General features: G+C 49.5%; 19 protein-coding genes. 8 read left to right on the forward strand and 11 right to left on the reverse strand.

Annotated elements, in window-relative coordinates; all coding sequences use genetic code 11:
• Window positions 1-10 precede the first annotated feature (10 nt).
• Genes neuB through AB5H98_RS00585 form a run of 8 tightly spaced genes read right to left on the reverse strand, consistent with a single transcriptional unit; the run spans window position 11 to window position 11,250 of the window.
• Window positions 11-1,006 carry an N-acetylneuraminate synthase gene (neuB, locus tag AB5H98_RS00550; protein WP_367923958.1) on the reverse strand — a complete coding sequence of 332 codons (996 nt, stop codon included), beginning with the start codon at window positions 1,004-1,006 and terminating at the stop codon, window positions 11-13.
• 13 nt (window positions 1,007-1,019) lie between these two features.
• The gene (locus AB5H98_RS00555) at window positions 1,020-3,548 is read right to left on the reverse strand and encodes a YfhO family protein (protein WP_367923959.1); all 2,529 of its coding nucleotides are present in this window, start codon (window positions 3,546-3,548) and stop codon (window positions 1,020-1,022) included.
• A gap of 45 nt (window positions 3,549-3,593) precedes the next feature.
• Complete coding sequence (locus tag AB5H98_RS00560; protein ID WP_367923960.1) at window positions 3,594-4,637, reverse strand: sugar phosphate nucleotidyltransferase; 1,044 nt, start codon at window positions 4,635-4,637, stop codon at window positions 3,594-3,596.
• 23 nt (window positions 4,638-4,660) lie between these two features.
• Window positions 4,661-5,833: a LegC family aminotransferase gene (locus tag AB5H98_RS00565; RefSeq protein WP_367923961.1), complete on the reverse strand. Its 1,173-nt coding sequence runs from the start codon at window positions 5,831-5,833 to the stop codon at window positions 4,661-4,663.
• A gap of 2 nt (window positions 5,834-5,835) precedes the next feature.
• Complete coding sequence (locus AB5H98_RS00570) at window positions 5,836-6,495, reverse strand: hypothetical protein (protein ID WP_367923962.1); 660 nt, start codon at window positions 6,493-6,495, stop codon at window positions 5,836-5,838.
• Window positions 6,492-8,540, reverse strand: a complete 2,049-nt coding sequence (locus AB5H98_RS00575; protein ID WP_367923963.1) for a hypothetical protein — start codon at window positions 8,538-8,540, stop codon at window positions 6,492-6,494. The genes AB5H98_RS00570 and AB5H98_RS00575 overlap by 4 nt, the downstream gene beginning before the upstream one ends.
• 30 nt (window positions 8,541-8,570) lie before the next feature.
• Entirely contained in the window at window positions 8,571-10,232 is a 1,662-nt protein-coding gene (locus AB5H98_RS00580) for a DUF2142 domain-containing protein (RefSeq protein ID WP_367923964.1), read from the reverse strand.
• Between the two features lie 34 nt (window positions 10,233-10,266).
• On the reverse strand, window positions 10,267-11,250 hold the full coding sequence (locus AB5H98_RS00585; protein WP_367923965.1) for an NAD-dependent 4,6-dehydratase LegB: 984 nt from the start codon (window positions 11,248-11,250) through the stop codon (window positions 10,267-10,269).
• 190 nt (window positions 11,251-11,440) lie between these two features.
• Between AB5H98_RS00585 and AB5H98_RS00590 the strand changes: the two genes are divergently transcribed.
• The 6 genes from AB5H98_RS00590 (at window position 11,441) to AB5H98_RS00615 (ending at window position 17,456) form a co-directional block, all read left to right on the forward strand.
• Window positions 11,441-13,006: an MBOAT family protein gene (locus AB5H98_RS00590; protein ID WP_367923966.1), complete on the forward strand. Its 1,566-nt coding sequence runs from the start codon at window positions 11,441-11,443 to the stop codon at window positions 13,004-13,006.
• A gap of 12 nt (window positions 13,007-13,018) precedes the next feature.
• Entirely contained in the window at window positions 13,019-14,065 is a 1,047-nt protein-coding gene (locus tag AB5H98_RS00595; RefSeq protein ID WP_367923967.1) for a hypothetical protein, read from the forward strand.
• A 21-nt stretch (window positions 14,066-14,086) separates the two neighbouring features.
• The gene (locus AB5H98_RS00600) at window positions 14,087-15,415 is read left to right on the forward strand and encodes a surface carbohydrate biosynthesis protein (protein WP_367923968.1); all 1,329 of its coding nucleotides are present in this window, start codon (window positions 14,087-14,089) and stop codon (window positions 15,413-15,415) included.
• Between the two features lie 90 nt (window positions 15,416-15,505).
• A complete protein-coding gene (locus tag AB5H98_RS00605) occupies window positions 15,506-16,621 on the forward strand; it encodes an N-acetyl sugar amidotransferase (protein WP_367923969.1) in 1,116 nt (371 codons plus the stop codon).
• 89 nt (window positions 16,622-16,710) lie between these two features.
• Entirely contained in the window at window positions 16,711-17,058 is a 348-nt protein-coding gene (locus AB5H98_RS00610) for a DUF4234 domain-containing protein (protein WP_367923970.1), read from the forward strand.
• Window positions 17,055-17,456: a DUF2752 domain-containing protein gene (locus AB5H98_RS00615; protein ID WP_367923971.1), complete on the forward strand. Its 402-nt coding sequence runs from the start codon at window positions 17,055-17,057 to the stop codon at window positions 17,454-17,456. Before AB5H98_RS00610 ends, AB5H98_RS00615 begins: the two co-directional genes overlap by 4 nt.
• A gap of 35 nt (window positions 17,457-17,491) precedes the next feature.
• Here the strand turns inward: AB5H98_RS00615 and AB5H98_RS00620 are convergent, their stop codons facing one another.
• From AB5H98_RS00620 to AB5H98_RS00630, 3 genes are read right to left on the reverse strand one after another with little or no spacing between them, the layout of a single operon-like run.
• Window positions 17,492-18,064 (reverse strand): hypothetical protein, encoded by a 573-nt coding sequence (locus AB5H98_RS00620; RefSeq protein WP_367923972.1) that lies wholly within the window; start codon window positions 18,062-18,064, stop codon window positions 17,492-17,494.
• 13 nt (window positions 18,065-18,077) lie between these two features.
• Window positions 18,078-20,492, reverse strand: coding sequence for a transglycosylase domain-containing protein (locus AB5H98_RS00625; RefSeq protein WP_367923973.1), 2,415 nt, complete (start codon window positions 20,490-20,492; stop codon window positions 18,078-18,080).
• Between the two features lie 35 nt (window positions 20,493-20,527).
• The gene (locus tag AB5H98_RS00630) at window positions 20,528-20,731 is read right to left on the reverse strand and encodes a DUF896 domain-containing protein (protein ID WP_367923974.1); all 204 of its coding nucleotides are present in this window, start codon (window positions 20,729-20,731) and stop codon (window positions 20,528-20,530) included.
• 522 nt (window positions 20,732-21,253) lie between these two features.
• On the opposite strand from AB5H98_RS00630, the gene AB5H98_RS00635 reads away from it, so the two are divergent.
• Together AB5H98_RS00635 and AB5H98_RS00640 are read left to right on the forward strand one after the other, a co-directional pair.
• Entirely contained in the window at window positions 21,254-21,889 is a 636-nt protein-coding gene (locus AB5H98_RS00635; protein WP_367923975.1) for an epoxyqueuosine reductase QueH, read from the forward strand.
• The gene (locus AB5H98_RS00640) at window positions 21,886-22,833 is read left to right on the forward strand and encodes a 2-hydroxyacid dehydrogenase (RefSeq protein ID WP_367923976.1); all 948 of its coding nucleotides are present in this window, start codon (window positions 21,886-21,888) and stop codon (window positions 22,831-22,833) included. Before AB5H98_RS00635 ends, AB5H98_RS00640 begins: the two co-directional genes overlap by 4 nt.
• Window positions 22,834-22,955 lie beyond the last annotated feature (122 nt).

The raw sequence follows: 22,955 nt of genomic DNA on the forward strand, positions 1-22,955 counted from the left end.
GGTGCTCTCCTCACAGTTCAATTTTCTCATCCTCGGCAAAATCGCGTTTGGCTGTCATGCCCAATACTTGATGCCACCGCATAGGACTGATGCCGTCACCTGGACGTTTGGTGGTGATATTCTGCTCGGTAAACACCTCGCCCTTGCGAATCGGCTTCGCAGCTACGATGCTTTTGCGGGCAATGGCTTTGTTCTTTGCCTCGCTCAGGCTAACATGTTTTTTTCCGTCTCCCAATGCCTTTTCCACATTGCGCACAGCACGGATCATAGCAGCCAGCTCATCCGGTTCCAAGCTGGCTTTATGGTCTGGACCTTCCATGTTGCGATCCAGCGTAAAATGTTTTTCAATCACACAGGCACCCAACGCAGCCGCTGCAATATCCGCCTCATATCCGGTGGTGTGATCCGAGTAACCCACGGGAAGACCGAACTGCTCGCGCAGATCGTCCATCGCCGTCAGATTTGCATCCTCAAAAGGTGTAGGATATTCGGTATTGCAATGCAACAGCGTAATTTGTTCTACCCCACCGTCTTCTAACACACTCAGCGCATCTTCAATTTCGCTCAGAGTGCTCATGCCCGTAGAAAGAATCACCGGCTTTTTGGTGGCCGCAATCCTTTCTAGGTACGGAAGATTTGTGATTTCACCCGACGGAATCTTCCATACGGACAGGTTCAGCGTATTCAAAAAGTCAATGCTCGGCAAATCAAACGGCGTGGAAAGGTATTCGATGCCAATTTCATCGCAATAATTTTTCAATTCTGCATGGCCGTCAAATCCAAAGTGAATGCGCCGACACATATCAAGCTGGCTCTCACCTGCACCCGTCTGCTCCTTCTGATACTCTGCCTTCTCCGCAAACTTGCTGATAACAAGCTCCGGAATGGCTGTCTGGAACTTTACAATATCTGCACCGGCCTGCTTAGCCGCCAATGCCATTTTCTTTGCCAGTTCCAAATTTCCGTTATGGTTTACACCCGCTTCTGCGATGATGCAGATGGACATAATCTTCTCCTCCTTACAATGGATCACGCTTTGTTTTTTTCCATAAAACTTGAGCCGTTAACAGCATCGCCGCTCCCAACAAGGAAACGACTATGCCCGCCGCCATTCCTGGGACCGCATAACGAAGTTCCACGCTATGAGTTCCTTGTTCCAATTGGACTGCACACAATCCGTCTGCCAAAGGCGTTATGGACGTGTTTTTTCCATCCACCGTACAACGAAGCGAGGAAGACCAAGGAATACTCATAAGATACAGATGCTCCCCATCGGCTTCCACCTGCGCACGAAAACGCCCGTTTTCAAGACTTGTCCATTCAATTCCATCCGACGCCGAAGAGGAGAACTGAGCCAACATTTCCGTATTGAATACACACATACGAACATCGGTGAGCTCCATCTGATCGTACACCGGACAAACCTCTGCTGTCACTTGGTCGCCTGCTTCATAAGCGCCCAAGCACAAAACGCCCCAAGAATACCACTGTTCTGGGTTTTTATCCGTTACACTCTCTATCTGAACAGGCTTTGTTTTTTCTCCTGCCCATACAGCGTATACAATCCCATCCTTGGGTACCTGCGCGGTAAAAGTTTGCTGTCCCTGCAAAGTTCCCAATGGTCCGGCTACATCCAACTCTTCAAAAAGCGAAACATCCGTTTGACCGCTGATCGCAGCAAACAGGGCGTTTTGAACATCAAAGAGATCGATGGGCTCCTCATAAGCAGGAATGTGAGCTTCCGCTGCGTATGAATCTGCAAAAAACCCTACAGGCAACGCATATGGATTCTCCCAAACCAAAAGATCGGATTCACCTGCCTGTCCGACCAATTGGTAATGCGTTTGCACCCCATCCGCTTGTCCTGCAATCAAATAACGTATTCCACACAGAGATTCTCCAAAGGCCGTACCACCGAAACGATACCCATTTACGTCGGAAAATCCCATCGCTCTCAGCCAATCGGTATTGGCGGAATCCTGTGTAGAACCGAAATGAGAAACACCATGATAACCCAAAAGCATCGGATCATTGTAACTGCGCTGAAATGTTTTTTCCATGCGCGCCCCTTTATCCAAAGCAGTCACATACGAAACCGCAGCAGATGTTTCATCGTAATAATCCAGATAATCCTGCCGGGGATACTGTTCAAATCGGCTCAGTACATCCGCTGCGTTTGCTGTCAATTCCAAAACGCATAGCGCTGCACAAACAACCAACGCACCCGCTCGCAAAATGCGCCGACGAGCGCCCAAACACAGCACACAACCAAACCCTACGGCGCATAGGAGTGCCCCAACAAAAAACAATGTAGCCGTATACCACTCATTTCTTACAAAGAAACATACGGCCAGAAACGCAAGTCCTATCCCGCCTGCGCACAAAACGCGCCAAACGGTGAGCAACGGCGCCGCCAAAGCGCGAGCCGCCAAAAGACACATCCAAAAGGAAAATAAAAAGGAATTCCGATATGGGAACCACACCGGTGGTTTCAGGCCATGAAACACGAGCATCAAATCCCGGCTGTACATGGAAAGGAATAAAACCACCAAAACAATGCCGGACCCCAACTTTTCCCGAAAAGGAATCCCCTTGGCCAAAAAATAAATGACTACCAAAACCACTACAAATGTTCCGCAGTACACATTTGGCAGGCCGGCCTCCACATTGCTCCAGTCAAAGTTGCCTGGCATCAGCCGATAAAAAAATTCACTCGCTTTAAAACTGGCCTCTCCCGTCAAGCCAAAATGTTCGGCCAATCCTTTATTTTGTCCAATGTCCAGCAAAGCGGGAATCAGCAAAAATGACGGCAAAGCCCCTGCGCACAAGGCTCCAAATCCAAATTGAAGACAACGGACAAATTTTTGTCCCGCATGGATACTGCGTGCAGCACACATCTCCCAAAAGAAGTACAGCACACAAAAAATGCATACCATATAGGCAATGTAAAAATTAGAAAAAATGGCCAAAGCCAAACTAAGTGCAAACACAAAAGGACGGCCTGTACAGCACAACTTCCAGATTCCATAACAAACCAAGGGCAATAAGAAAACCACGTCATGCCACATGATGTTCTGAGAATACACAAACACGTAAGCGCAAAAAGCGTAACACAACGCCGGAACAATCGCTCGATGCCGCAGGGACGAAAAACGACGCTCCAGAAAAAAGGCCATCGCGGTACCGCCCGCAGTTACCTTACAGAGCAACACCAGTGCGGCAAGCTCTGTATAATAACGGGGATCAAACAAAAGATACAGTACATTGAATAAACTAGAACAGTAATAGGCCAGAATGCCCATCAGATTTCCGCCCAGGCCTTTTTCAAAACTGTATCCCCAACCAGAAAATCCTTCCAGCAAAGACCGGCGCATATGCGCAAAATAATTCAAGTACTGGCCGCCCAAATCTCCAGTCACCACTGTATTAGGGCCAAAAGGCCAAACGCCAAGAGCAATATATATAACCACCATCATAGCCGCACACAACAGTGCGGTTACAACAAGGATCTTTCTTTCGCTCAAAGCCTTTTTACCAATTGCATGCATTGCAAAAATCTTCTCCTTACGCCGGCCCCATGTACACAACCGATGTTACTGCTGTTCCAGACGGCGGCGCATATTATCCAGCTCTTCCAACTGGCCCATATCCATCCAACTCTGTTCGCTCACCGGATATACTCCAACGCGCCCGCCATCTTCACGCACCCGATCAATCAAATCGGTGAAAGGCGTAGGTGTATCCGGCTCAATCATGTCAATGACCTGAGGCTCCACCACATATACACCGGTGTTGGTCAAAAAATTCATCTCCGGCTTTTCGCGAATATTTTCAATCGCGCCATCTGCGCCTAGCTCTACCACACCATAAGGAATGGTGAAATGTTTGACCGCACATACCATTGTGATGGCATTGCCGCCCTCTTTATGGAACTTATAAATGTCTCCGAAATCGGCATCCACCAAAATGTCGCAGTTGGTCAGGAAAAATGTAGAATCAATATGCCCGCGCAAAAGGCTCAGCCCGCCGCCTGTTCCCAAGGGCTTATCCTCATCGACGTACTCCACTTCGTAGTCTTTTTCCAAATCGTTGAAGTAGGATTTGATCATATTTTTCTTATAATTGACCACCAGATAAAAATGGCTGCACCCCACATCCGTGAAGCGATGGATAATATGCTCTGCAATGGGCAATTCTCCCACGGGAATCAGCGGTTTTGGCAAAATCTTCGTATAAGGATACAGGCGGGTACCCAATCCGCCGGCCATCATCACCACTGGTACATCGGTGCGCTCCGGCGTTTCGATGTCCAATCCATCGGCAAACATTACGTCCTGGATGCGGCCAGCCCGGTCCAAAAGAGGAAGTGCGCCAATGGATTCCTCTTTCAAAATCTGACGCGCCCGACTCCGCTGTTCCATGGGCAACGCTTTGGGGTGGTAATTCGCCATTCCACTCACTGGCGCCTCCAGCTTTCCGCTGGCCAAAATATATCGGCGCACATCGCCATCGGTCAAAGACGCTTGCAACACTCCATTTTCGGCTACAAACAAAACACGCAGACCGGTTTCATCCAATCTCCGCATAGCATCCAACACACTAATGGAACCGTCGATGAGAATGTCATCCAGTTTCATAAAAAATCCCCCGTGTAATTAACTCAGGCCTCAGACAAATTCAAAAGCACATCCACCACTCGCTGAGCTTGCTCTTTCGTCAGGTTCGTAGAACATGGCAGATTCACAATGCGATCCAGATAGTGACGCGCCAAATCATCCCCATAGTGCTCATTGCGCGGATAATCCGCCTGATCCTGGATCAGACCCCAGATGGGACGAGTCTGAATCTTCTCTTGTGCCAAACGGCGAATGATTTCATCCCGGCGCAGCGGATGCTCATCGTACACATACAAGCTATAAAACCACTTATTGGAACGCACGCCATCCCGGAAAGGCATGATTCCGTAATGTCCTTTTCCGTTCAACGCTTCAAAATAGAAATCATACATTTCGTTTTTATGTTGGATAAAATCTTCCAACTGCTCCATCTGCGCCAAGCCCAATGCCGCCTGCAGATTGGTCAGACGATAATTGTATCCCACCTCATCGTGTTTATAATTCAGTTCGTCTGACTTTGCCTGTGTAGACAAATGTTTTGCATGTGCAAGCCACTCCGGATGATTGGACACAACCATTCTACCAGATCCAGTGGTAATGATTTTATTGCCATTGAAGCTGTAAACACCAACATCTCCCATCGTGCCGGCGTACTTGCCTTTAAAAGGACCATCGGTGTAATAGGTTCCCAACGCCTCGGTAGCATCCTCAATCACAATCAAATTGTGATCGTGAGCTACTTTTAACAAGCCCGGCATATTGGCCATATTACCGAACACATGTACTACTACCATGGCTTTGATGTGAGCACCTGTACGTTTGTTGATGCAACGGCCATCCCGCATCTCTGAATTGGCTTCCAGATACTGCTCGACCAAGGTGGGACAAATGCACAAGCTGTCACCGCATCCGATAAAAATCGGCTGTGCGCCTGCGTATCGAATCGGATTTACGGCTGCAATAAAAGTCAAGGTTGGAGCAATGACTTCATCGCCAGGACCAACGCCTGCCATCATCATAGCCAGATGGAGTCCCGACGTTCCTGAGTTGCATGCACAAGCGCCGGGCATTCCTACATAATCTGCCACAACCTGTTCGAACTGCGGCACCTTACTTCCGCCAGTAGACACCCACTCGCTGACGACTGCATCGTTCACGTATTCCTTTTCGCGCCCACCAAAATTTGGAACGGACAAGGGAATAAAATTCGGTTCCATTTTCATTTTCCTCCCTTTTGCCGGACGGCGCACTGCAAACGCAGGACCAGGGCGGCTGCATATTTCAAAATAACGGCACTCAATGCGGGTACTATCAAAAGGCTCAACATCCATACACGAGTCGGGGCAAACCAGCTCCAAAAACTACGCGGTTCGTTGAATGTGATGCTTTCCACGTCAAACCGAAGCCCATAATAGATGCCCGGATCAATGCGCAAGCCATAAATATCTCCATAAGGAAGCGTAAAAGTATAACTGCCATCCTCTTCCTCATGGGCCCAAACTCGGCAACGAGCATCGAAATCTTCCATGCCCGGCCGCGGTTTATAAAACAGACAAAACTCACCTGGTTCCATATTGGTAAAGTCAAATTTTACGGTCACTGTACGCACCGTCTTGGGTGAGTCTTTCATAACCATGCGCGGGTCCACACTGATGCTCACATAACTGTCCGGCCCGGTTTGCTCCAAATCCGTCAATTCAAAATCACTCATGGACACTTCCATGGGTTCCAGATTTCCCATCGCACGCTGCACTCGATCTTCAGCGTAACCCAAAAGCGGCAACACCAAGCTGCCGGCCAAGAATACTGCGTAGCAAAAAGCCAACAGTTTTCGGTCATTTAGGAACAGGGCCGTTATCCATTGTCTTAATTTTTTCAATCGCGGTATCCTCCTCCCTCAACTGGCTCAAAACGCATATCCGCACCTGTACCGACAATTCGGTACAACCTTGCTTCGCTTTCAAGCCCATCGGTAAACAGATCCGCATACGTCTCTATAAATACCTCGTCGATGTCATCCAAATACAATGCCGTGCAGCCAGTGGCCTCAAGATACTGGCACAGCACATCGGGCGTCAGCGTCTTACCTATAAATGGCTGTCGGTCCTCAACAGGATAATCGGAGGAAAACGCCCCTTCCCGAATTTCAAAATTCGATGACAATTGACCGCCGCCAAAACTGTAATCCAACTGCACGTCCGGATAAAACTCATAATAATGAACGAACCAATTCTTTCCGTCGTCACTCTGACTGACGTAAAATACTCGATCCTCCGATGTCAAAAATGTTTTGGCTTGCTCGACCATGGAAATATCTCTCTTGCGTCCGGCAAAATACCCGTCCGAATAATCCACCACCGACAACTGCGGCTGCACAAAGCTGGTAACTCTCCAGCCGCAGCCCAACGTCAGCGCCAGCAAAAAGCCCACGCCCACACTGGCTGGTTTCGCACGCTTGAGACTGCGCAATAAGAATGCAAGCGCAGCAATAAACCAACCGATGTAATAGGGATAAATATACCGGTTGTAGCTGCTCAACGCAGCGGCCTCGGCCTCTTTGAACACATACACATAGGTAAAGCCCGTAAAAATGTAAAACGCAGCAAAGCCCAGCACACTCCACAGTGTAAACCAGCCTACCGCCTTACGGCCCCGCTTATCTTCGTAAACAAAAGCAACTGCCAGAATCACCAGAATGACCAAGGTAACGATCAAGCCGGAACCATTCAGGTAACGACCCACTGTCCCTTCTTGGGAGCCCACGCTGAACATGGTGAGTTTTGTGGAATAAAAGGCCTGGAACATGTTGCCCATTACTTGCACAAACTTCTCGCTTTTGTTCGGGCTGACAAGCTCTACTGCGCCAGTGACCACCATTTGCACCATACCCATGTTCTGCTCGCCGCCGATTTCAAATCGGTTGGCGCCGGTGACCGCTCCCATATGAGCAGCCCATCCGAAAAAGGCCGCCACCGGTGCAGCTACCATGGATACGATCCAACACCATTTGGCACGAACACCCCGCAGCCGGGCAAACCGCACCTCGCCTTTTTCCAAAAACAGGAGATCAAAACAGATCAAAGCCGCCGCAATCAGGCACAAAGCAAACCCCATGTCCTTGGAAATACACTCTACCGTTACACCCATTACCGCACACAGCAACACCATGGGCGACTTCTCTTTTGCCAGGAAATACACCACCAATGGCGCGCCGAACAACAATCCCATGGGAATATCCGCATAGCTGCACATATAAATGGGCGATACATTGATATCCCTCTGGTACATCGTCATCAGATAAGGCACCATACACAGCAAAAGTGCTGTTGGGACCGCCAAATTCCAGCGCCGGCGTTCCAGTGTATAAATTCCTGCCGCAAAAATAGCAAACATGAGAATGTCATAAGCTGCGAATACTTTCCAAGGTGCAAAAGAAGCGCCCAAAAACTGGAAGGCCTCATCTAGCATCACAAGGCCCGGCACATAGCTGGTAACCCGCAAACCTTGAGGATTATAAGTGTATAACTGTCCAGTGGACTTGACTACTTTGGGCGCAATTCCCCAAAAACTAAACTCATCCCACTCCATGAACAGCGGCTGACGAATAGCAAATACGACAATGACCGCAACGCTTGCCACCACAAAAAAAACAGTAGAGGGTGTAACAAGTTCTTTCCAGTGGATTTCACGACGTTTGCGTATCAGCCACACCAACGCCAGCGCCGCTGAGGCAAACCACAAAATACCTGCCCAAAACAACAGATTTACACTGGCTAAAACACTGTACCAAAGAATGGTTGCATACAGCACGAACAGCGGGCTGATGCCCGCCGGAACGTTCCATTTTTTCGTGCAAAAAACACATAGACAAATCAACGCCAAAAAGGTGACCATACACCCGGCACCCTGCAAAAAAGCCTCCAAAAAAGCAACTCTCCTTCTCTTCAATGCCCATCAAGGCACAATGCACACCGGGCCGATGAAATAATGCTGCGCCAAAAGCACCGCGCTGAAAACAGCAAAAAAAGCGCACACTCCAAGCCCCAGGTGAAAAGCCTTTTTCCCACCGGCACGGGTCGTTTCGAACACATGACTCAAAAGCGCTGCTAGCAATATAAACAACATCAGGAATGCAGGCAACAAATAGCGGGCCTGTACCCCCAACACGCGCACCATAGCCACAGGCGTATAAGTGATATACTGTGCAGCCAGCACGCCGCCGGTGTACAATACCGCCAAACCAAACAGTCCCAGAGACGGACACAACGTCAAACTACTTTTTTCGTGAACGGAAAGAGCCGATGCAAAAGCCAACACCACAGGTGACAACATAGAAATAATTCCAATGTTGAGATCCATTGCGCCAAAACTGCCCAAAAGTCCCAAAAACAAGTTGTTTTCATACAGCGTTCCCAAAAAGACCATAGCCGTACGAGGCAGATTGTGCAGCACAAAGCGCAATTGTTCACCCATATTTACGCTTTCGCCCAACATACGTACTTCTTCATAATTCACACGGAATGCCTGCCCGTACCATTCCACACCGATGGTCACCAGCACAGCACATACAAGCACCGCTGCGGCCACCTGCCATTTTTTCCATCGTGCTTTCCACACGTGCGCGGGCAAAATCAGCGGAATGACCACCCACAAAAGATTGATCCACGGCTTCACCGCATTCATCAAAACAAAAGCCGTCAAAAATACCGCCAAATCTTTGTTTCGAATCTCGTCCACACAAAAATAACTGGCCGTCAAATAATAGCATCCCAGCATCAATGCATCGTAGTTACAGGATGCACCAATGTACAGGCTCAACGGCAATAACATTACCGCCAAGAACACCGGTTTATACCTTCTGCAGTTTCGCAGTGCCAACCAACACAAAAATGCATAAATCGCCAAATTGGCCAAACGACCTGCATAAAAACAGCCCAGCGCCCCAAAACCGATCATTCGTGCCAGCAGCATTGCCAACGCCTGGGGCAAATACGGCAACACTTGCTTGATCTGCGACTCTTTGACCACCGGAGCTCCGCCTTCGGTCTTCATTTGCTCATATCGCGCAAAATGATCCGCCAGGCTCACGGTTTGCCCATTTTGCTGCTTGATCGCATAGTTCTCACTGGACCCGCCACCGTTCACGTTACCCGAAGCGTCGTACTCCAGCCAATAAGTGGTGTTTCCGTTGGTCCACGCACCAGGGAAGGCCGCCAAAAGCGCATCCACATCGGAACTGAACGTTCTCTCGCCGTCGAAATTCAAACGGCCCAAACTTACAGCATAAGCCCTCAGAAAATGCTCGCTCTCATCCGGTGCCTGCATAGGCGGATTGGCAAAGCAAAAACACAATCCGCACAAAAACACCGCCAACGCAGCCCGTGCGTCAAAATTTTTAACAAATCGGATTACCAGCCACGCCGCCAGCACCACCGCCAGCGCCCCGGCGCACACGACCAAAGTCATGGGGAGGGGCGCCACCGCGTTGAACCCATAAAAAACTCGCCAATAATACACCACGCCAATGCCGCAAAGGACAGCAGCCAGCGCTGCCAAACACCATCCCAATGCTCCATTCAGGCGCAGTTTATTCGGTTTCGCACCGTTTTGTCTCATCTAAATCTCCAAATAGTATTTATTTTGTTAATAATTACAAACTGTAAACACCGGTGCGGAAGGCATCCATATGCTCGCGAATCCAAGCGATTGTTTCGGCCAGACCCTCTTCAAAGGTGTAAGCCGGTTTCCAACCGGTCATCTGACGCAGCTTGGTGGAATCGCCCAAAAGGCGGTTGACTTCGCTCTTCTCCGGACGCAGACGCTCAGATTCGCACACAATCTTTGCCTCGGGATTGATTTGGCGAATCAACTCATTGGCCAGATCTCCAATGGAAATTTCCTTACCTGTTGCAATGTTGATCTCCTGGCCAACAGCAGCCTCACAGTCGGCAATCGCCATAAACCCTGCGGCCGTATCCTTCACATAGTTAAAGTCACGAGTGGGAGTCAGACTTCCCAACTTCAGCTCTTTCGCTCCGGACAAAAGCTGGGTAATGATGGTGGGAATGACCGCACGACCAGACTGACGAGGGCCATAGGTATTGAAGGGACGCACAATGGTGACCGGTAGTTCAAAAGAGCGGTAGAAGCTCTCGGCCAACCGGTCCGCACCAATCTTGGTGGCAGAGTACGGACTCTGTCCCTGGAAGGGATGATGCTCATCAATGGGCACGTACTGAGCGGTTCCATACACCTCACTGGTAGAAGTGACCAGCAAACGGCTTGTCCCCACGTCCCGAGCAGCATTCAGTACGTTCAATGTACCTTTGATGTTGGTATCTACATAGCTGTCCGGAGAATGATAGCTGAAGGGAATGGCAATCAATGCCGCCAGATGATAGACGATCTCCTGCCCTTTCATTGCCGTGCGAACCCCGTTGGGATCGCGAATATCGCCCATAAACACTTCGATCTCATTTTTGATTTCCGGTGCCAGCGTGTCCAGCCAACCCCAAGTGCCGAAGGAATTATAATAACAAAAGGCTTTTACCTTTTCGCCTTTACGAACCAGTTCTTCCGTCAGATGGCTGCCGATGAATCCGTCGGCGCCCGTCACCATTACGGTATGTGCCATACTACCTCTCCTTATCGTGCATGGTTCAACATGCAATACTCGGTTATTAGTATACTATAAATGAGGCGGCAATTCAATAAAAGTTCACCTGTCCACCCCAACTCAACGTCCTTTGCTTTACAAACAAGCTCTTTACATCTATAATAATAAATTGGCCTTGTGTGGCCAAACCAGACAAAGGAGAGCTTTCATGACCTTGACAAGCGTGGGCTACGCGCTGTTTTTCGCGTTGGTAGCCATTCTCTATTTTGCCCTGCCCAAACGGTTTCAAAACAGCGTTCTGCTGGTGGCCAGTGTAGTATTTTATTGCTTTAATTTGCCTGGCGCTCAGCAGGCGGACGGAACTGTACGTCCGCTTTGGATGCGCCTGTTGCCACTGGCAGTGCTTTTCTTCAACACAGTGTTTACCTTTTTCATGGCCCGCTCCATCGCGGCGGCCGAAAACTCCCGCCGCAAACGGCTTTTGGCCCTAGGTGTGTGCGTAAGCGTGGCGGTACTTTGTTTCTTCAAATACTGCAATTTCTTTCTGCCTACGATTTTCGGATGGACGGCGGTTTCTTTCCCCTTGCCTCTTGGCATCAGCTTTTATACCTTTGCCATTATCAGCTATCTGGTGGACGTATATTATAAGGCCGCGGAGCCCGAAACCAACTTTCTCAACTGGGCCTTGTTCGTGTCCTTTTTTGCCACCATTACCTCCGGCCCCATCTGCCGGGCGCAAAAAGTGCTTCCTCAGTTGCGTGCCCCTCGCCGTTTTGACGCACAGCGCACCTGCGATGCTTTTCGGCTGATTCTGGCCGGACTGTTCAAACAAATCGCTGTGGCCAATGTGCTGGGGCTGTTTGTGAATCAGGTGTTTGAAAACAGCGCGGATTACTCCGGTTTGATCTTGCCTTTGGCCGCCGGACTGTATGTGATTCAGCTCTACTTCGAATTCTCCGGTTATTCGGACATTGCGCGAGGCTGTGCTCTGCTGCTGGGAATCGATATTCCTGTAAACTTCAAAACACCTTTGTTCTCTACCAACTTTTCCACCCTGTGGAAACGCTGGCATATCAGCCTTTCCAGTTGGCTTCAAGACTACCTGTTCACGCCCATCGTATGGAGCCGCTGGGGCGATCACCTGCCTCGCGTTACCCAGAAAAACGGTAAAAAAGAGGCCAAGCCTTTTGTAGCCACTGTGGGAATCGTGTTCTTTATCAGTGGATTCTGGCACGGAAATACATGGCCCTTTGTCATTTGGGGTCTTTTACAGGGAATGTACCGTGTGGGTGAGGATTTGCTTCACAGTTGGTACCGAAAGCCTCCCAAGCATCCCTCGCTTCCTGTTCGCGCAGGTAAAACCGGAGTGGTATTTATTTTGTGGGCATTCAGTCATGTGTTCTTCCGCATTGGACTTGTCTCCGGCGGCACTGTGGGCGACTGTCTTGCCTATTTTGCCAACAGCTTCACGAATCTGTCCCTTTCGCATTTTGTGGAGAGCTTTGTCACGGCCGTGGAAAACGGTTTTTACACGCGCCCAATCATGGTGGCGGGCTGGTGCGCATACATGGTTATGGTTTTGGCGATTGGAATCTATGCAGACTGGCGGCAGTGCTTTAAAATGAAGGACGCGCACTGGTCTACTGGCCTTGCCAAACTTCCCACGGTGGCGCGCTGGCTGTGCTACTACGTGCTCATTGGATGTATTTTGGTGGGCTTCATTATGCAGAGCGGCGGATTTGGAACGGTCAGTTTTGCCTATGCAAACTTTTAAGGAGGAGCGCCTGTGAAAAAAATCATTTTCAAACTGGCGCTGGCACTGGCGCCTATTGTCCTATACCTTGCAGTGTTTGTAGCTTTTGAACCCAACAATTATTTTGGCTTGCGGGAAACTGGCAGTGACAACAGCCCTATCTCTCGCATTCGTGCCTTTGAGAAGGAACCTCACGAAAACATTCTTCTTGGAGATTCCCGCATGGCCCACTTTGACATGGATCTGGTGGACCAGGTCTCCGGCGTTCAATGGTCAAATTTGGCTTATGGCGGAGCCAGTCTTGAGGAGAGCATCGACGAATTTTATTACGTCTATGAACAGCATCCGGAGATTGAGCGTGTACTGATGAGCATTTCCTTCTACACTCTAAACGCCAACTACCGCACAGCAAACCGAATGGCAACAGTGGAAACACAACTGGCCAACCCGGTTGCGTATATCTCCAATCTTGAATACAACATCAACACTCTGACTGTCATCGGAGATAAGATACGCGGTTTGCCCGACGCAGAAGAAACCGCGGAACATACCCCGGACGACTATTTGCCCAACGGACAGCGCAAGGATCTGGTGGCCTATGCGGCTATTCTGTATCAAAACTGCGCCAAAGCTGGCACTCTTCCCATGGCCGAGGGTTATTCCAGTACTCAGAGCATGGTGGATGCCATGGATTCGGGCGAATTGGACGGCGAAGCGCTGGCTGCGGCAATGGAAAGCTGTACCGAAGCGGATTCCAAATACGCCATTAACGAACCAGCACTTGAGCGACTTTTGGAACTGGTGGAATTTTGCAAAGACAACGGCGTAGAATTAACGCTATTGGTGCCGCCCATGGACGACAGTCTTTATCGCTATGTGTGTGAGCCCTTGGGCATCGATGACGCTATGCGCGGCGCTTTGGACACCATTCGTTCCAGTGGTGCCCGCGTACTAGACTACGAATGGACCGAAATGCCCCACTGGGACGACACGGCCTATTTTGACGGATTCCATTTGGACACCCGTCACGGACTTCCCCAATTTACCCAAGAGTTGTTCACCCGGGTGATGGAAGATTGATCTTTAAAAAGGAGTTTTTCCATGTCTTTGGATTTTCTGATTTTGTATGAGCATGTGGTTCGAGAATACGAAAGCTTGCTTTTGCTGAAGCTGGAACTGGAGCGCCGGGGTTATTCGGTGGCGATTCATCAGCTCTTGGACCGCAAAAAACTGAAGTATTTCACCTGGAAAAAGCCCAAGGTGCTGGTGTCCAGTTGCATGTATGATGACGAGGCCATCAACAGTCATGTGTACAACAACGTGGGCGTGTGCCGTAAGGTAGTAAATTTGCACTGGGAACAAATGCTGTCCGATACCCAAGAAGCGGCTCCCTGGTTTAATTTCAATGGAAATGCCAAAAAATGCGTGCAGACCTGCTGGGGAGAATTGACACGCCAGCGCCTGCTGGCCCACGACGTGCCCTCGCAGAACTGCCCGGTGACCGGGGCTGTGATGATGGATTTTCTGCGGCCGGAATTTGAGGGTTACTTCAAAAACAAAGAGCAGCTCTGCAAAGAGTTCGGCTTGGACCCTGACAAGAAGCTGATGCTGTATATCTCCTCCTTCGGCTACGGCAGCATGAGCGAGCAGGAAGTGCAGGAGCTGAGCAAAATGGCTGGCGAAGATTTCACTCAATTTGCTCGTACCAACCGAGAAAGCATGGCCGAGACCCTGCGCTGGTTTGACCTTTATCTTGCCGACCATCCGGAAGTGGAACTGGTGTACCGCAGACATCCTTCCGAGTGGAACAGCCCTGCACTGGACGCTTTGCAGAAAAAACGCCCCAACTTTCACGTGATTTTTGCGGACAGTGTCAAGCAATGGATCGTGGCCGCAGATCAAATTTTCATTTGGATGAGCACCGCCATTGCAGAGGTGTATTTCGCGGGCAAAAGTTGCCATATTTTGCGGCCTCAGCCCATTGAGCACGAATACGATCCTGTCATTTATAAAGGTGGTCGCTATGTGGAGACATACGAAGAATTCTGCCAAGCGGCAGGACAGGAAGATGCTCCTTTCCCCATCGACAAAGCCATGATCGAAGGTTATTTTGACAAGAGTGAAACCCCTAGTTATATTCGAATGGCAAACCTTTTGGAAGATGTTTATAAAAACCCACCGCGGGACGATCCCTTTGCGCCGCCTTTCAAGCCGCATTTCAATCTTTTGAAGTTCTGTGCGCTGGTGGGCATTCATATGATGTATGCCGTGCATCTGAATCCGAAGGTATTCCGTCGTATCTGCCCGCCTTTTGCAGATTTTGCAGGGCGCATTTACGGTTATGTAGACAAGGCCCATATTTCTCGACAGGAAGTGGCTCGCATGGAAGCCAAAATTCGCCCGTTTGTGGAAGGTTCACATAAAATGTGAATGCGGACTTGTTTTTCCGACCATAAGAAAGGTATAATAAAGCAGGAGTTGCCGATTGGGGCAGCTCACGGGAAAGCGAGGTTTTCAACAATGAAGTATTGTAAACGATGCACCATGCCTGACACCCGTCCCGGCATCACCTTCGATGAAGAAGGCGTATGCAGCGCGTGCCGGCATTATGAACACCGCAAAGAAGTGGACTGGGACGCACGCTGGAAAGAATTTGAGGCTATGTGCGATAAGTATCGCGGCATGAACGGCCCTGGCGGCTACGACTGTGCCGTGGCAGTATCCGGCGGAAAGGATAGCCATTTCCAGGTGTATATCCTAAAAGAAGTAATGCACATGAACCCCATCCTGTTCAGTGTAGAAGACAATTTCCCCATGACAGAGGCAGGACAGCACAATCTGAAAAATATTTCCGAAGAATTTGGCTGCACCATCATCAGTTGCAAACCCAACATCAAGGCACAGAAAAAACTGATGCGCGCTTTCTTTGAAAAATACGGCAAGCCCACTTGGTATGTAGACCGGCTTATTTACACGTTCCCGCTGCATATGGCTGCTAAGTTCAACACTCCGTTTTTGTGCTACGGTGAAAATGTAAGTTTTGAGTATGGCGGCAATGCGGACGAAGAGACTTACTCGGCCAAAGGGCAGATTGAAAACGGCGTAGCTGTGGGATTCCCCAAAGAAGAGCTGCTCAGCTACGGCGTGACCGAGAACGACCTGATTCTAACCGAGGCGCCCAGCGCCGAGGAACTGGCCAAGTTGGATCCGTTCTATATGAGTTATTTCTTGCCCTGGAACAGTTATAAAAACTATCAGATTGCCAAAGCTCACGGATTCCACGACTTGACCCATGAGTGGAAGCGCACTCACCACGCTGAGGACTTTGACCAGGTGGATTCCCGCGCTTATCTGGTACACTCCTGGCTGAAATATCCGAAATTTGGCCACGCCACTGCTACGGACTACACCGCCCGCTACATCCGTTATGGCATGATGACCCGGGACGAGGCCATCAAAATCGTAAAAGAGAGGGACGGAAACCTGGATCCTCTGTGTGTGCGGGATTTCTGTCAGTTCTGCGGCTACAGCGAAAGTGAATTCTGGGCCATTATGGACAAATTCTACAACCGGGATTTGTTCCGTAAGGATGAATTCGACCGCTGGGTTCTGAAACATCCCATCTGGGAAGAATAATTTCAAAAGCCATGGCATTCATCGCCATGGCTTTTTTATTGACAAATTTCGTGCCCCTTGTTATTGTAATGACGAAGGGGGATGAAAAAATGATTCAAAGAAAAAGTATTGCACTCTGTATTGTTTTAACTCTGGTTACTTGCGGGTTGTACGGTATCTACTGGATCATTACGTTGGTCAATGATTTGAACACATTGACGGAGGATGCGCAAGCGGCATCTGGCGGCGTAGTATTTCTTCTGTCCCTAATCACCTGTGACATCTATTGGCTCTACTGGGTTTATAAGGCCGGCGGAAAGGTAGACGTGATGCGCCAGCGCCGTGGAATTATCAGTTCCAACACCGGCATTTTGTATCTGATTCTCTCGTTTATCGGACTGGGAATCATTGCGCTTGCTCTGTTGCAAAACGAGATCAACGAATCTGTGCAACCGTGAATGACCGGCAAATCATGCGCCGGCGGCGCGTTCTCTTTGGGTTCGTAGCAGTCTGTATCCTCTACGGTGGCTGGGTGCTGTACACCGGCAAAGGGATTCCTTGTATTTTTCACTCAATTACGGGACTTTTTTGCCCTGGTTGCGGCATTACTCGCAGTCTGACGGCATTGGTATGTCTTGACTTAAAGACTGCATTGCATTCGAACGCTGCCGTTGTGCTTTTGCTGCCTTTTTGGGTGTGGCTTGTTTGGAAAATGGCGACCGGCTATTTGAGAGGAACTGGATTTTCGCTTTCTCGGGCACAAAACCGGCTGGTGTGGGGCGTTTTGCTCTTTGTGTTGGCATTTGGCATTGCGCGGAACATTCCCTGCCTATGGTTTCTTCGTCCAATTGAATAAAAATGCGGTCCGGCTGAAAACCGGACCGCATTTTTTTATTTGTCAGGATCCTCGCACCAAAGACGTACCCAACGAGTGTATCTTGCTGTTCCCAAAAGCTCCGTATAAATGGCTTTGAGCTTATCGATCAGTCGTTCACCCTCCAATTCACGAGGCAAATGAAAGGCGATGATTCGATACTCCACTTCATACAGACAACACTTTACACAGGTCTGAACAAAGCGATTGCGTTCATAAAACGCAAGCCGACGCCGACGTATCTCGTCTTCCGGGCCTTTGTCTGGCGCTTCCACTTCTCCCAAAATGACCGCTTGGGCAAAAGGACCGTCTAAAAGCTCTTTCAAAAAACGGCTTCCCCATCCACCGCCACGGCTTTGCGGAACCGTCATGAGATAGTCCATTAAATAAACTCCGCCTGCTCGGATAAAAAACGCGCAGCATTGTACAGAACCGTCGTCTGTATAGCCGCCATAACACACATAGCGGCCCTGCCGTATCATGGCCAGAATATTTCTCCAGGGCCGTAGTTCGGCCGGCGGAAACGCCTCGGGGAAATTTTTGCGATACACTTCATACGCCTGTTCGGCCGTCATCTCTCGAATTTGCAAATGCTCTCTCCTTTTATGCTGCGTGTTCTGTACACATACCTGGAATTTGGTCTGCCTTGTAATAGCCTGTGGCCGTGCGTGGACAATTTGCAGTCGCAATTCCACCACTGGATAGACAATAGGTTTCTTCGACTACAGTGGAATCGACCGGGAACTCCTTTGTTTCCAACGAGCTCTGTGCTTTTCGCATCACATAGCGCCATGCACTGGTCGGCGCATGAGTACCCGCCGAGGTATTCAATGCAAACCCGGAATCATAACCATACCAAGTGGCAGTAACATAATAGGGCGTTAGGCCCACGAACCAATAGTCACGGTTGTCTGAACTGGTACCGGTTTTGCCTACACTGTCCATGGAACCGCCCACGCTATATCCCGCTGCAGTGCCATTTCCCTCCATTACACCTCGCAAAAGCCGATTCATCACGTAGGCCGTGTCGCTGTCCAGAACTTGCTTTGTCTCTAGTTCCGGAGTAAGGATCTCCCGTCCATACCCGGTTTGCACGCTTTCATAACTATGAAGCGTGGTAAAGCTGCCTCCGTTGCCAAACATCATATATGCGCCCGCAAGTTCATAAGGTGTCACACCGTAAGTGGAGGACCCCAGAATCATCGGTCCGGAATCCTTATCCTCTTGCGTAAAGCTGGTGATTTCCAATTGTTCGGTCACAAACTTGTAAATATTGTCTACGCCCGCCAGTTCGCCTACACGCACTGCTACGGTGTTGATGCTTTGGGCAAGTGCATCCGCAACCAGCATATTCTTCTCGCTGTAAGTTTTGGAGAAGTTTGCCGGCCAATCCTTCATTTCGCCGGTGTTCTCATCTTCGATTTGACGCACCGGAGCGTCCAGAAAAGGTGTGGACCATGTGATCTGATCCTGCTCAAGTGCCAAAGCATAGGCACCGATAGGCTTCATCGTACTGCCAACTTGCCGCAGTGCATCCGTGCCTCTGTTGAATCCGCGGCTGACTTCTTTCTCGCCCAAGCCGCCCACTACTGCGCACAACCGACCCTCATAATCCACGCTGACCATCGCTGCCTGCGGATATTCGATAATTTCTTGTGTAACGGGGTTTCCGTTTTCATCCAAAACACGATTTCCAGCATCGTCGTATACATACGCAGTGGTCTTGACTCCCAAACCGCTCTGCGGGAAGAAATTTCCATACAACATGGCATTCTCCATTTGCTCCTGTAATTGGGGGTCCACCGTGGTATAAATTCTCAAACCGCCATTGTAAAGCAAATTGGTCGTTTCGGTACCATTGAGTCCGTACTCCTCCCGCAATGCAGCAGAAATATCACTGAGCACCTTATCTGTAAAATAACTTGTGACAGGGGTCTCATTCACCGGAAGATTTCCCGGGGAAAGCCCAATTGGCTCTGCTGACGCAGAATTGTATTCCTCTTCGGAAATATACCCTTGCTGCCACATTTCATACAAAATATAATTGCGCCGTGATAAATGCGTATCCGGATTTGTCACCGGATCATAGCGCGTAGGATTTTTTGTAATGGCTGCGATCGAAGCACACTGAGCCAAATCCAGCTCACTGGCCGATTTTCCAAAAAGCTTAATGCTCTCAGCCTCTACTCCTGCCGTGTTTCCAGTAAAACTGATTACATTCAGATATGCTTCTAAAATCTGGTCTTTGTCATACGTTGCATCCAGCCAAAGGGCACGCCAAATCTCACGGACCTTACGGAAATAGCCATCCAGTCCGCCACTCTCTTCGTCCCTGGTCAGATTTTTTACAAGCTGCTGTGTGATGGTAGAAGCCCCTTGTTTGATTCCATCCTCACCGCCAAAGTAGGTCCCGGTGAGCATTTTTTTCATTTCGTTCAACACTGCAAAGGCCGTTCGTTTCCAGCTCACGCCATGATGCTTGTAGAAATCTCGGTCCTCAATTGCAACAAATGCATTTTGCATATCTTCCGGTATCTCACTGAGCGATATCCATTTTTTCTGTTGCGTCGCTTCCAGGCGGGCGTATTCTTCCCATTCCCCTGTGGTCCGGTTCTGCGCATACAGAATCGTAGCGTCTTTGTGAGGAAGCTGATCCAGATCCAGCCACAAAAAATCATTCCGGGTCGCATTGTAAAGATATATTCCCAGCACCGTACTGCAAATGACCAAAAGACAGCACAAAGAAGCCACCAATGGCCAAATCCAACGATGTTTTTTTCGGCTTGTGGCTTTTTTCTCTGGTTTATGAACTCTTTTTTCTCTCTTTTTGCGGCTGGAGCGATTTTCAAAAGTCTCTTGCTGCTCATTTGCCGTCAAATCCTCCAGCAAATGTTCGCCATCTTCTTCCGGCATCCCGATGGGAGTCTCAAAAAGGTCAGGCTCCTCCTGCCTTTTTACTCCTTCTGATTCGTTCCGGTATTGCTTAGGAAGCCGGATATTTCGCTTTTCAGGCAGCATACACCTCACCCCTCTCTATAAAAAAGAACTACTTTTCAGTTTTTCTTCAAATATTTAGGCTTTCCATGTTCATCAATGATGATGGTATTATCCAATTGTGCCCGCAAAGAAGCCTTCATGCTGTCAATATATTCTCTGCGCAGAGCAGCCTGCTCCTCTTTCTCCTGCTGTGTCAGCCCCTGCGGGGTTCGGCTCTTCTGGCTCAACTCATTGATCCGTTTGATTTTTTCATCCGTCATACTTCCTGCTCCTTTTTCACATATTAGTATAGTATACCACAAAACCATTGTTTTTGCACGAGGCGGAAAGCAGCAGCGGCGCCCGGTATGCAATCGGGCGCCGCTGCTGCTTTTGTGAAAGAGGAATCAAGGTAAAGAAATCAAATCTATTGAAAACCCCGTTTCCAGGGATTATCGTTTGCCGCCGGGCGGCGCAGACAAACCAGCGTTATGCCAATCCGTCAGCACGACCCGGCTTTTTTTAAAGCCCGGCCTCAGCACCACATTCCGTGTGCACGAAGCTCCGCACGCCTTTGGCAAAAGGCTTCTTTTGCCGCGTACCATCAAAGAGCAGCCTTTCTTCCACGGGCTCTTTCAGCAGAAGAGGTGGCTCGCAAAACACTCTTTGTGCCAACAATTACATTGTAATGGAAGTTTATGAACAAACTTTGATACTCCGGTTAATGATTTGCGAAAAAAGGTATCAGAGCAGTAGTTTTTGTGCTACAATCAATACGAATCCACGCAGAAAGGAAACGCACAATGCCTAAAAATTATCAGCGAGAACTGGAGTCGTGTCTGCGTACTTTGAACGGCCGCCCGCGCCTTCTCCTTCATAGTTGCTGTGCTCCTTGTTCGAGCTATGTATTAGAATATCTATCCCCTTATTTTGAAATTACGGTGGATTATTACAATCCCAATTTGGACAGCGCCGAAGAACACGCTTTGCGCAGTGCTGAGCAGGCACGGTTGATCCAACAGGCTCCCTTTTGCAGGGATGTGAGCCTTGAGACGGTCGCTTATGATCCAGACGCCTTTTACAAAGCGGTCAAGGGCCTGGAGCAGATTCCAGAGGGTGGCGAACGCTGTTTTGCCTGCTATCGACTTCGCTTGGAACAGGCCGCAAAACGGTGCCGAGACGGAGGATTCGACTTTTTCACTACCACCCTCTCCATCAGCCCGCACAAAAATGCTGCCAAATTAAATGAGATTGGCGAAGAATTGGCCACACGTTACAATGTCCGCTGGCTTGCGTCCGATTTCAAAAAGAAAAATGGGTTTAAACGCAGCACCGAACTGGCCGCTGAGTACGATTTGTATCGTCAGGATTACTGTGGCTGCGTTTTTTCAAAACAGGAGGCAAAAAAACGCCTTCAAAAGGAGGAATCGACCCAATGAAAATCGTTTTGCTGGAGTCTCTGGGTATCTCCGAAGAGTCTTTGCAACGTCGGATTGCGCCGCTTGTACGGGCAGGTCATGTGTTTGAAGTCTACTCGCGCACTACGGATCCGGAACGCCTTGTGCAGGAATGCGACGGGGCACAGGCCGTACTCTTAGCCAACATGCCTTTTCCAGACGGCGTGATTGACCGATGCCAGGATCTTCGTTTTATCGATATTGCATTTACCGGTGTGGACCATGTGGGTCTGGATGCTGCGCGAAAAAAAGGGATCACCGTCAGCAATGCGTCGGGCTATTCCACCACGGCAGTAGCTGAACTAACAGTGTGCATGATGCTTTCTCTTTTGCGAAACGTCAGCGCTGTACAAACGCGTTGTCGGACCGGACAGACGAAGGACGGACTTGTAGGAAGCGAGCTGGCCGGAAAGACTGTGGGCATCGTAGGGACCGGAGCCATTGGTCTTCGGGTGGCAGAGCTTTGTCATGCATTCGGATGCGAAATCATCGCCTTTAGCCGCACGCAACGCCCCGAGGCACCGGATTACGTCCGGTATGTTCCGCTGGATGCACTGATGGCTTTATCCGATGTAGTGACATTGCATTGTCCTCTGACCGAGCAGACCCGCGGACTGATCAATGAGCAGCGCCTGTCCCTGATGAAGCCCGGTGCACTTTTGATCAATGCTGCCCGCGGCGGTGTAGTAGATACGCAGGCACTTGCGGACGCTTTAATAAGCGGAAGACTGGGCGGTGCTGGTGTGGATGTATTTGACGTTGAACCCCCGCTTCCGGAGGATCACCCGCTGCTTCATACTCCAAACACTCTTGTGACACCGCATGTAGCCTTTGCCACTGTACAATCGATGGAACTTCGAGCGGATATCGTATTTGACAATCTGATGCAATGGATGAACGGACATCCGGTTCGTCAGATACTTTGACTCTTTATATGCTCATGCGGCTTGCCTTACAAAATGCAAGGCAAGCCGCATATTTTTTTGCAGCACGTCCCAAACTTCTCCTGAACGGAGTGCTGCGCGAAAAGCGCATCCAATACACTTCA

It is taken from the genome of uncultured Ruthenibacterium sp. (assembly GCF_963558415.1).
In the GTDB taxonomy this organism is placed as follows: Bacteria; Bacillota; Clostridia; order Oscillospirales; family Ruminococcaceae; genus Ruthenibacterium.

Excerpts from the sequence above, each read along its gene's own strand:
- neuB (WP_367923958.1), bottom strand. The coding sequence starts at position 1,006 with ATGTCCATCTGCATCATCGCAGAAGCGGGTGTAAACCATAACGGAAAT.
- AB5H98_RS00555 (WP_367923959.1), bottom strand. The coding sequence starts at position 3,548 with ATGCATGCAATTGGTAAAAAGGCTTTGAGCGAAAGAAAGATCCTTGTT.
- AB5H98_RS00560 (WP_367923960.1), bottom strand. The coding sequence starts at position 4,637 with ATGAAACTGGATGACATTCTCATCGACGGTTCCATTAGTGTGTTGGAT.
- AB5H98_RS00565 (WP_367923961.1), bottom strand. The coding sequence starts at position 5,833 with ATGGAACCGAATTTTATTCCCTTGTCCGTTCCAAATTTTGGTGGGCGC.
- AB5H98_RS00580 (WP_367923964.1), bottom strand. The coding sequence starts at position 10,232 with ATGAGACAAAACGGTGCGAAACCGAATAAACTGCGCCTGAATGGAGCA.
- AB5H98_RS00585 (WP_367923965.1), bottom strand. The coding sequence starts at position 11,250 with ATGGCACATACCGTAATGGTGACGGGCGCCGACGGATTCATCGGCAGC.
- AB5H98_RS00590 (WP_367923966.1), top strand. The coding sequence starts at position 11,441 with ATGACCTTGACAAGCGTGGGCTACGCGCTGTTTTTCGCGTTGGTAGCC.
- AB5H98_RS00600 (WP_367923968.1), top strand. The coding sequence starts at position 14,087 with ATGTCTTTGGATTTTCTGATTTTGTATGAGCATGTGGTTCGAGAATAC.
- AB5H98_RS00605 (WP_367923969.1), top strand. The coding sequence starts at position 15,506 with ATGAAGTATTGTAAACGATGCACCATGCCTGACACCCGTCCCGGCATC.
- AB5H98_RS00610 (WP_367923970.1), top strand. The coding sequence starts at position 16,711 with ATGATTCAAAGAAAAAGTATTGCACTCTGTATTGTTTTAACTCTGGTT.
- AB5H98_RS00625 (WP_367923973.1), bottom strand. The coding sequence starts at position 20,492 with ATGCTGCCTGAAAAGCGAAATATCCGGCTTCCTAAGCAATACCGGAAC.
- AB5H98_RS00630 (WP_367923974.1), bottom strand. The coding sequence starts at position 20,731 with ATGACGGATGAAAAAATCAAACGGATCAATGAGTTGAGCCAGAAGAGC.
- AB5H98_RS00635 (WP_367923975.1), top strand. The coding sequence starts at position 21,254 with ATGCCTAAAAATTATCAGCGAGAACTGGAGTCGTGTCTGCGTACTTTG.
- AB5H98_RS00640 (WP_367923976.1), top strand. The coding sequence starts at position 21,886 with ATGAAAATCGTTTTGCTGGAGTCTCTGGGTATCTCCGAAGAGTCTTTG.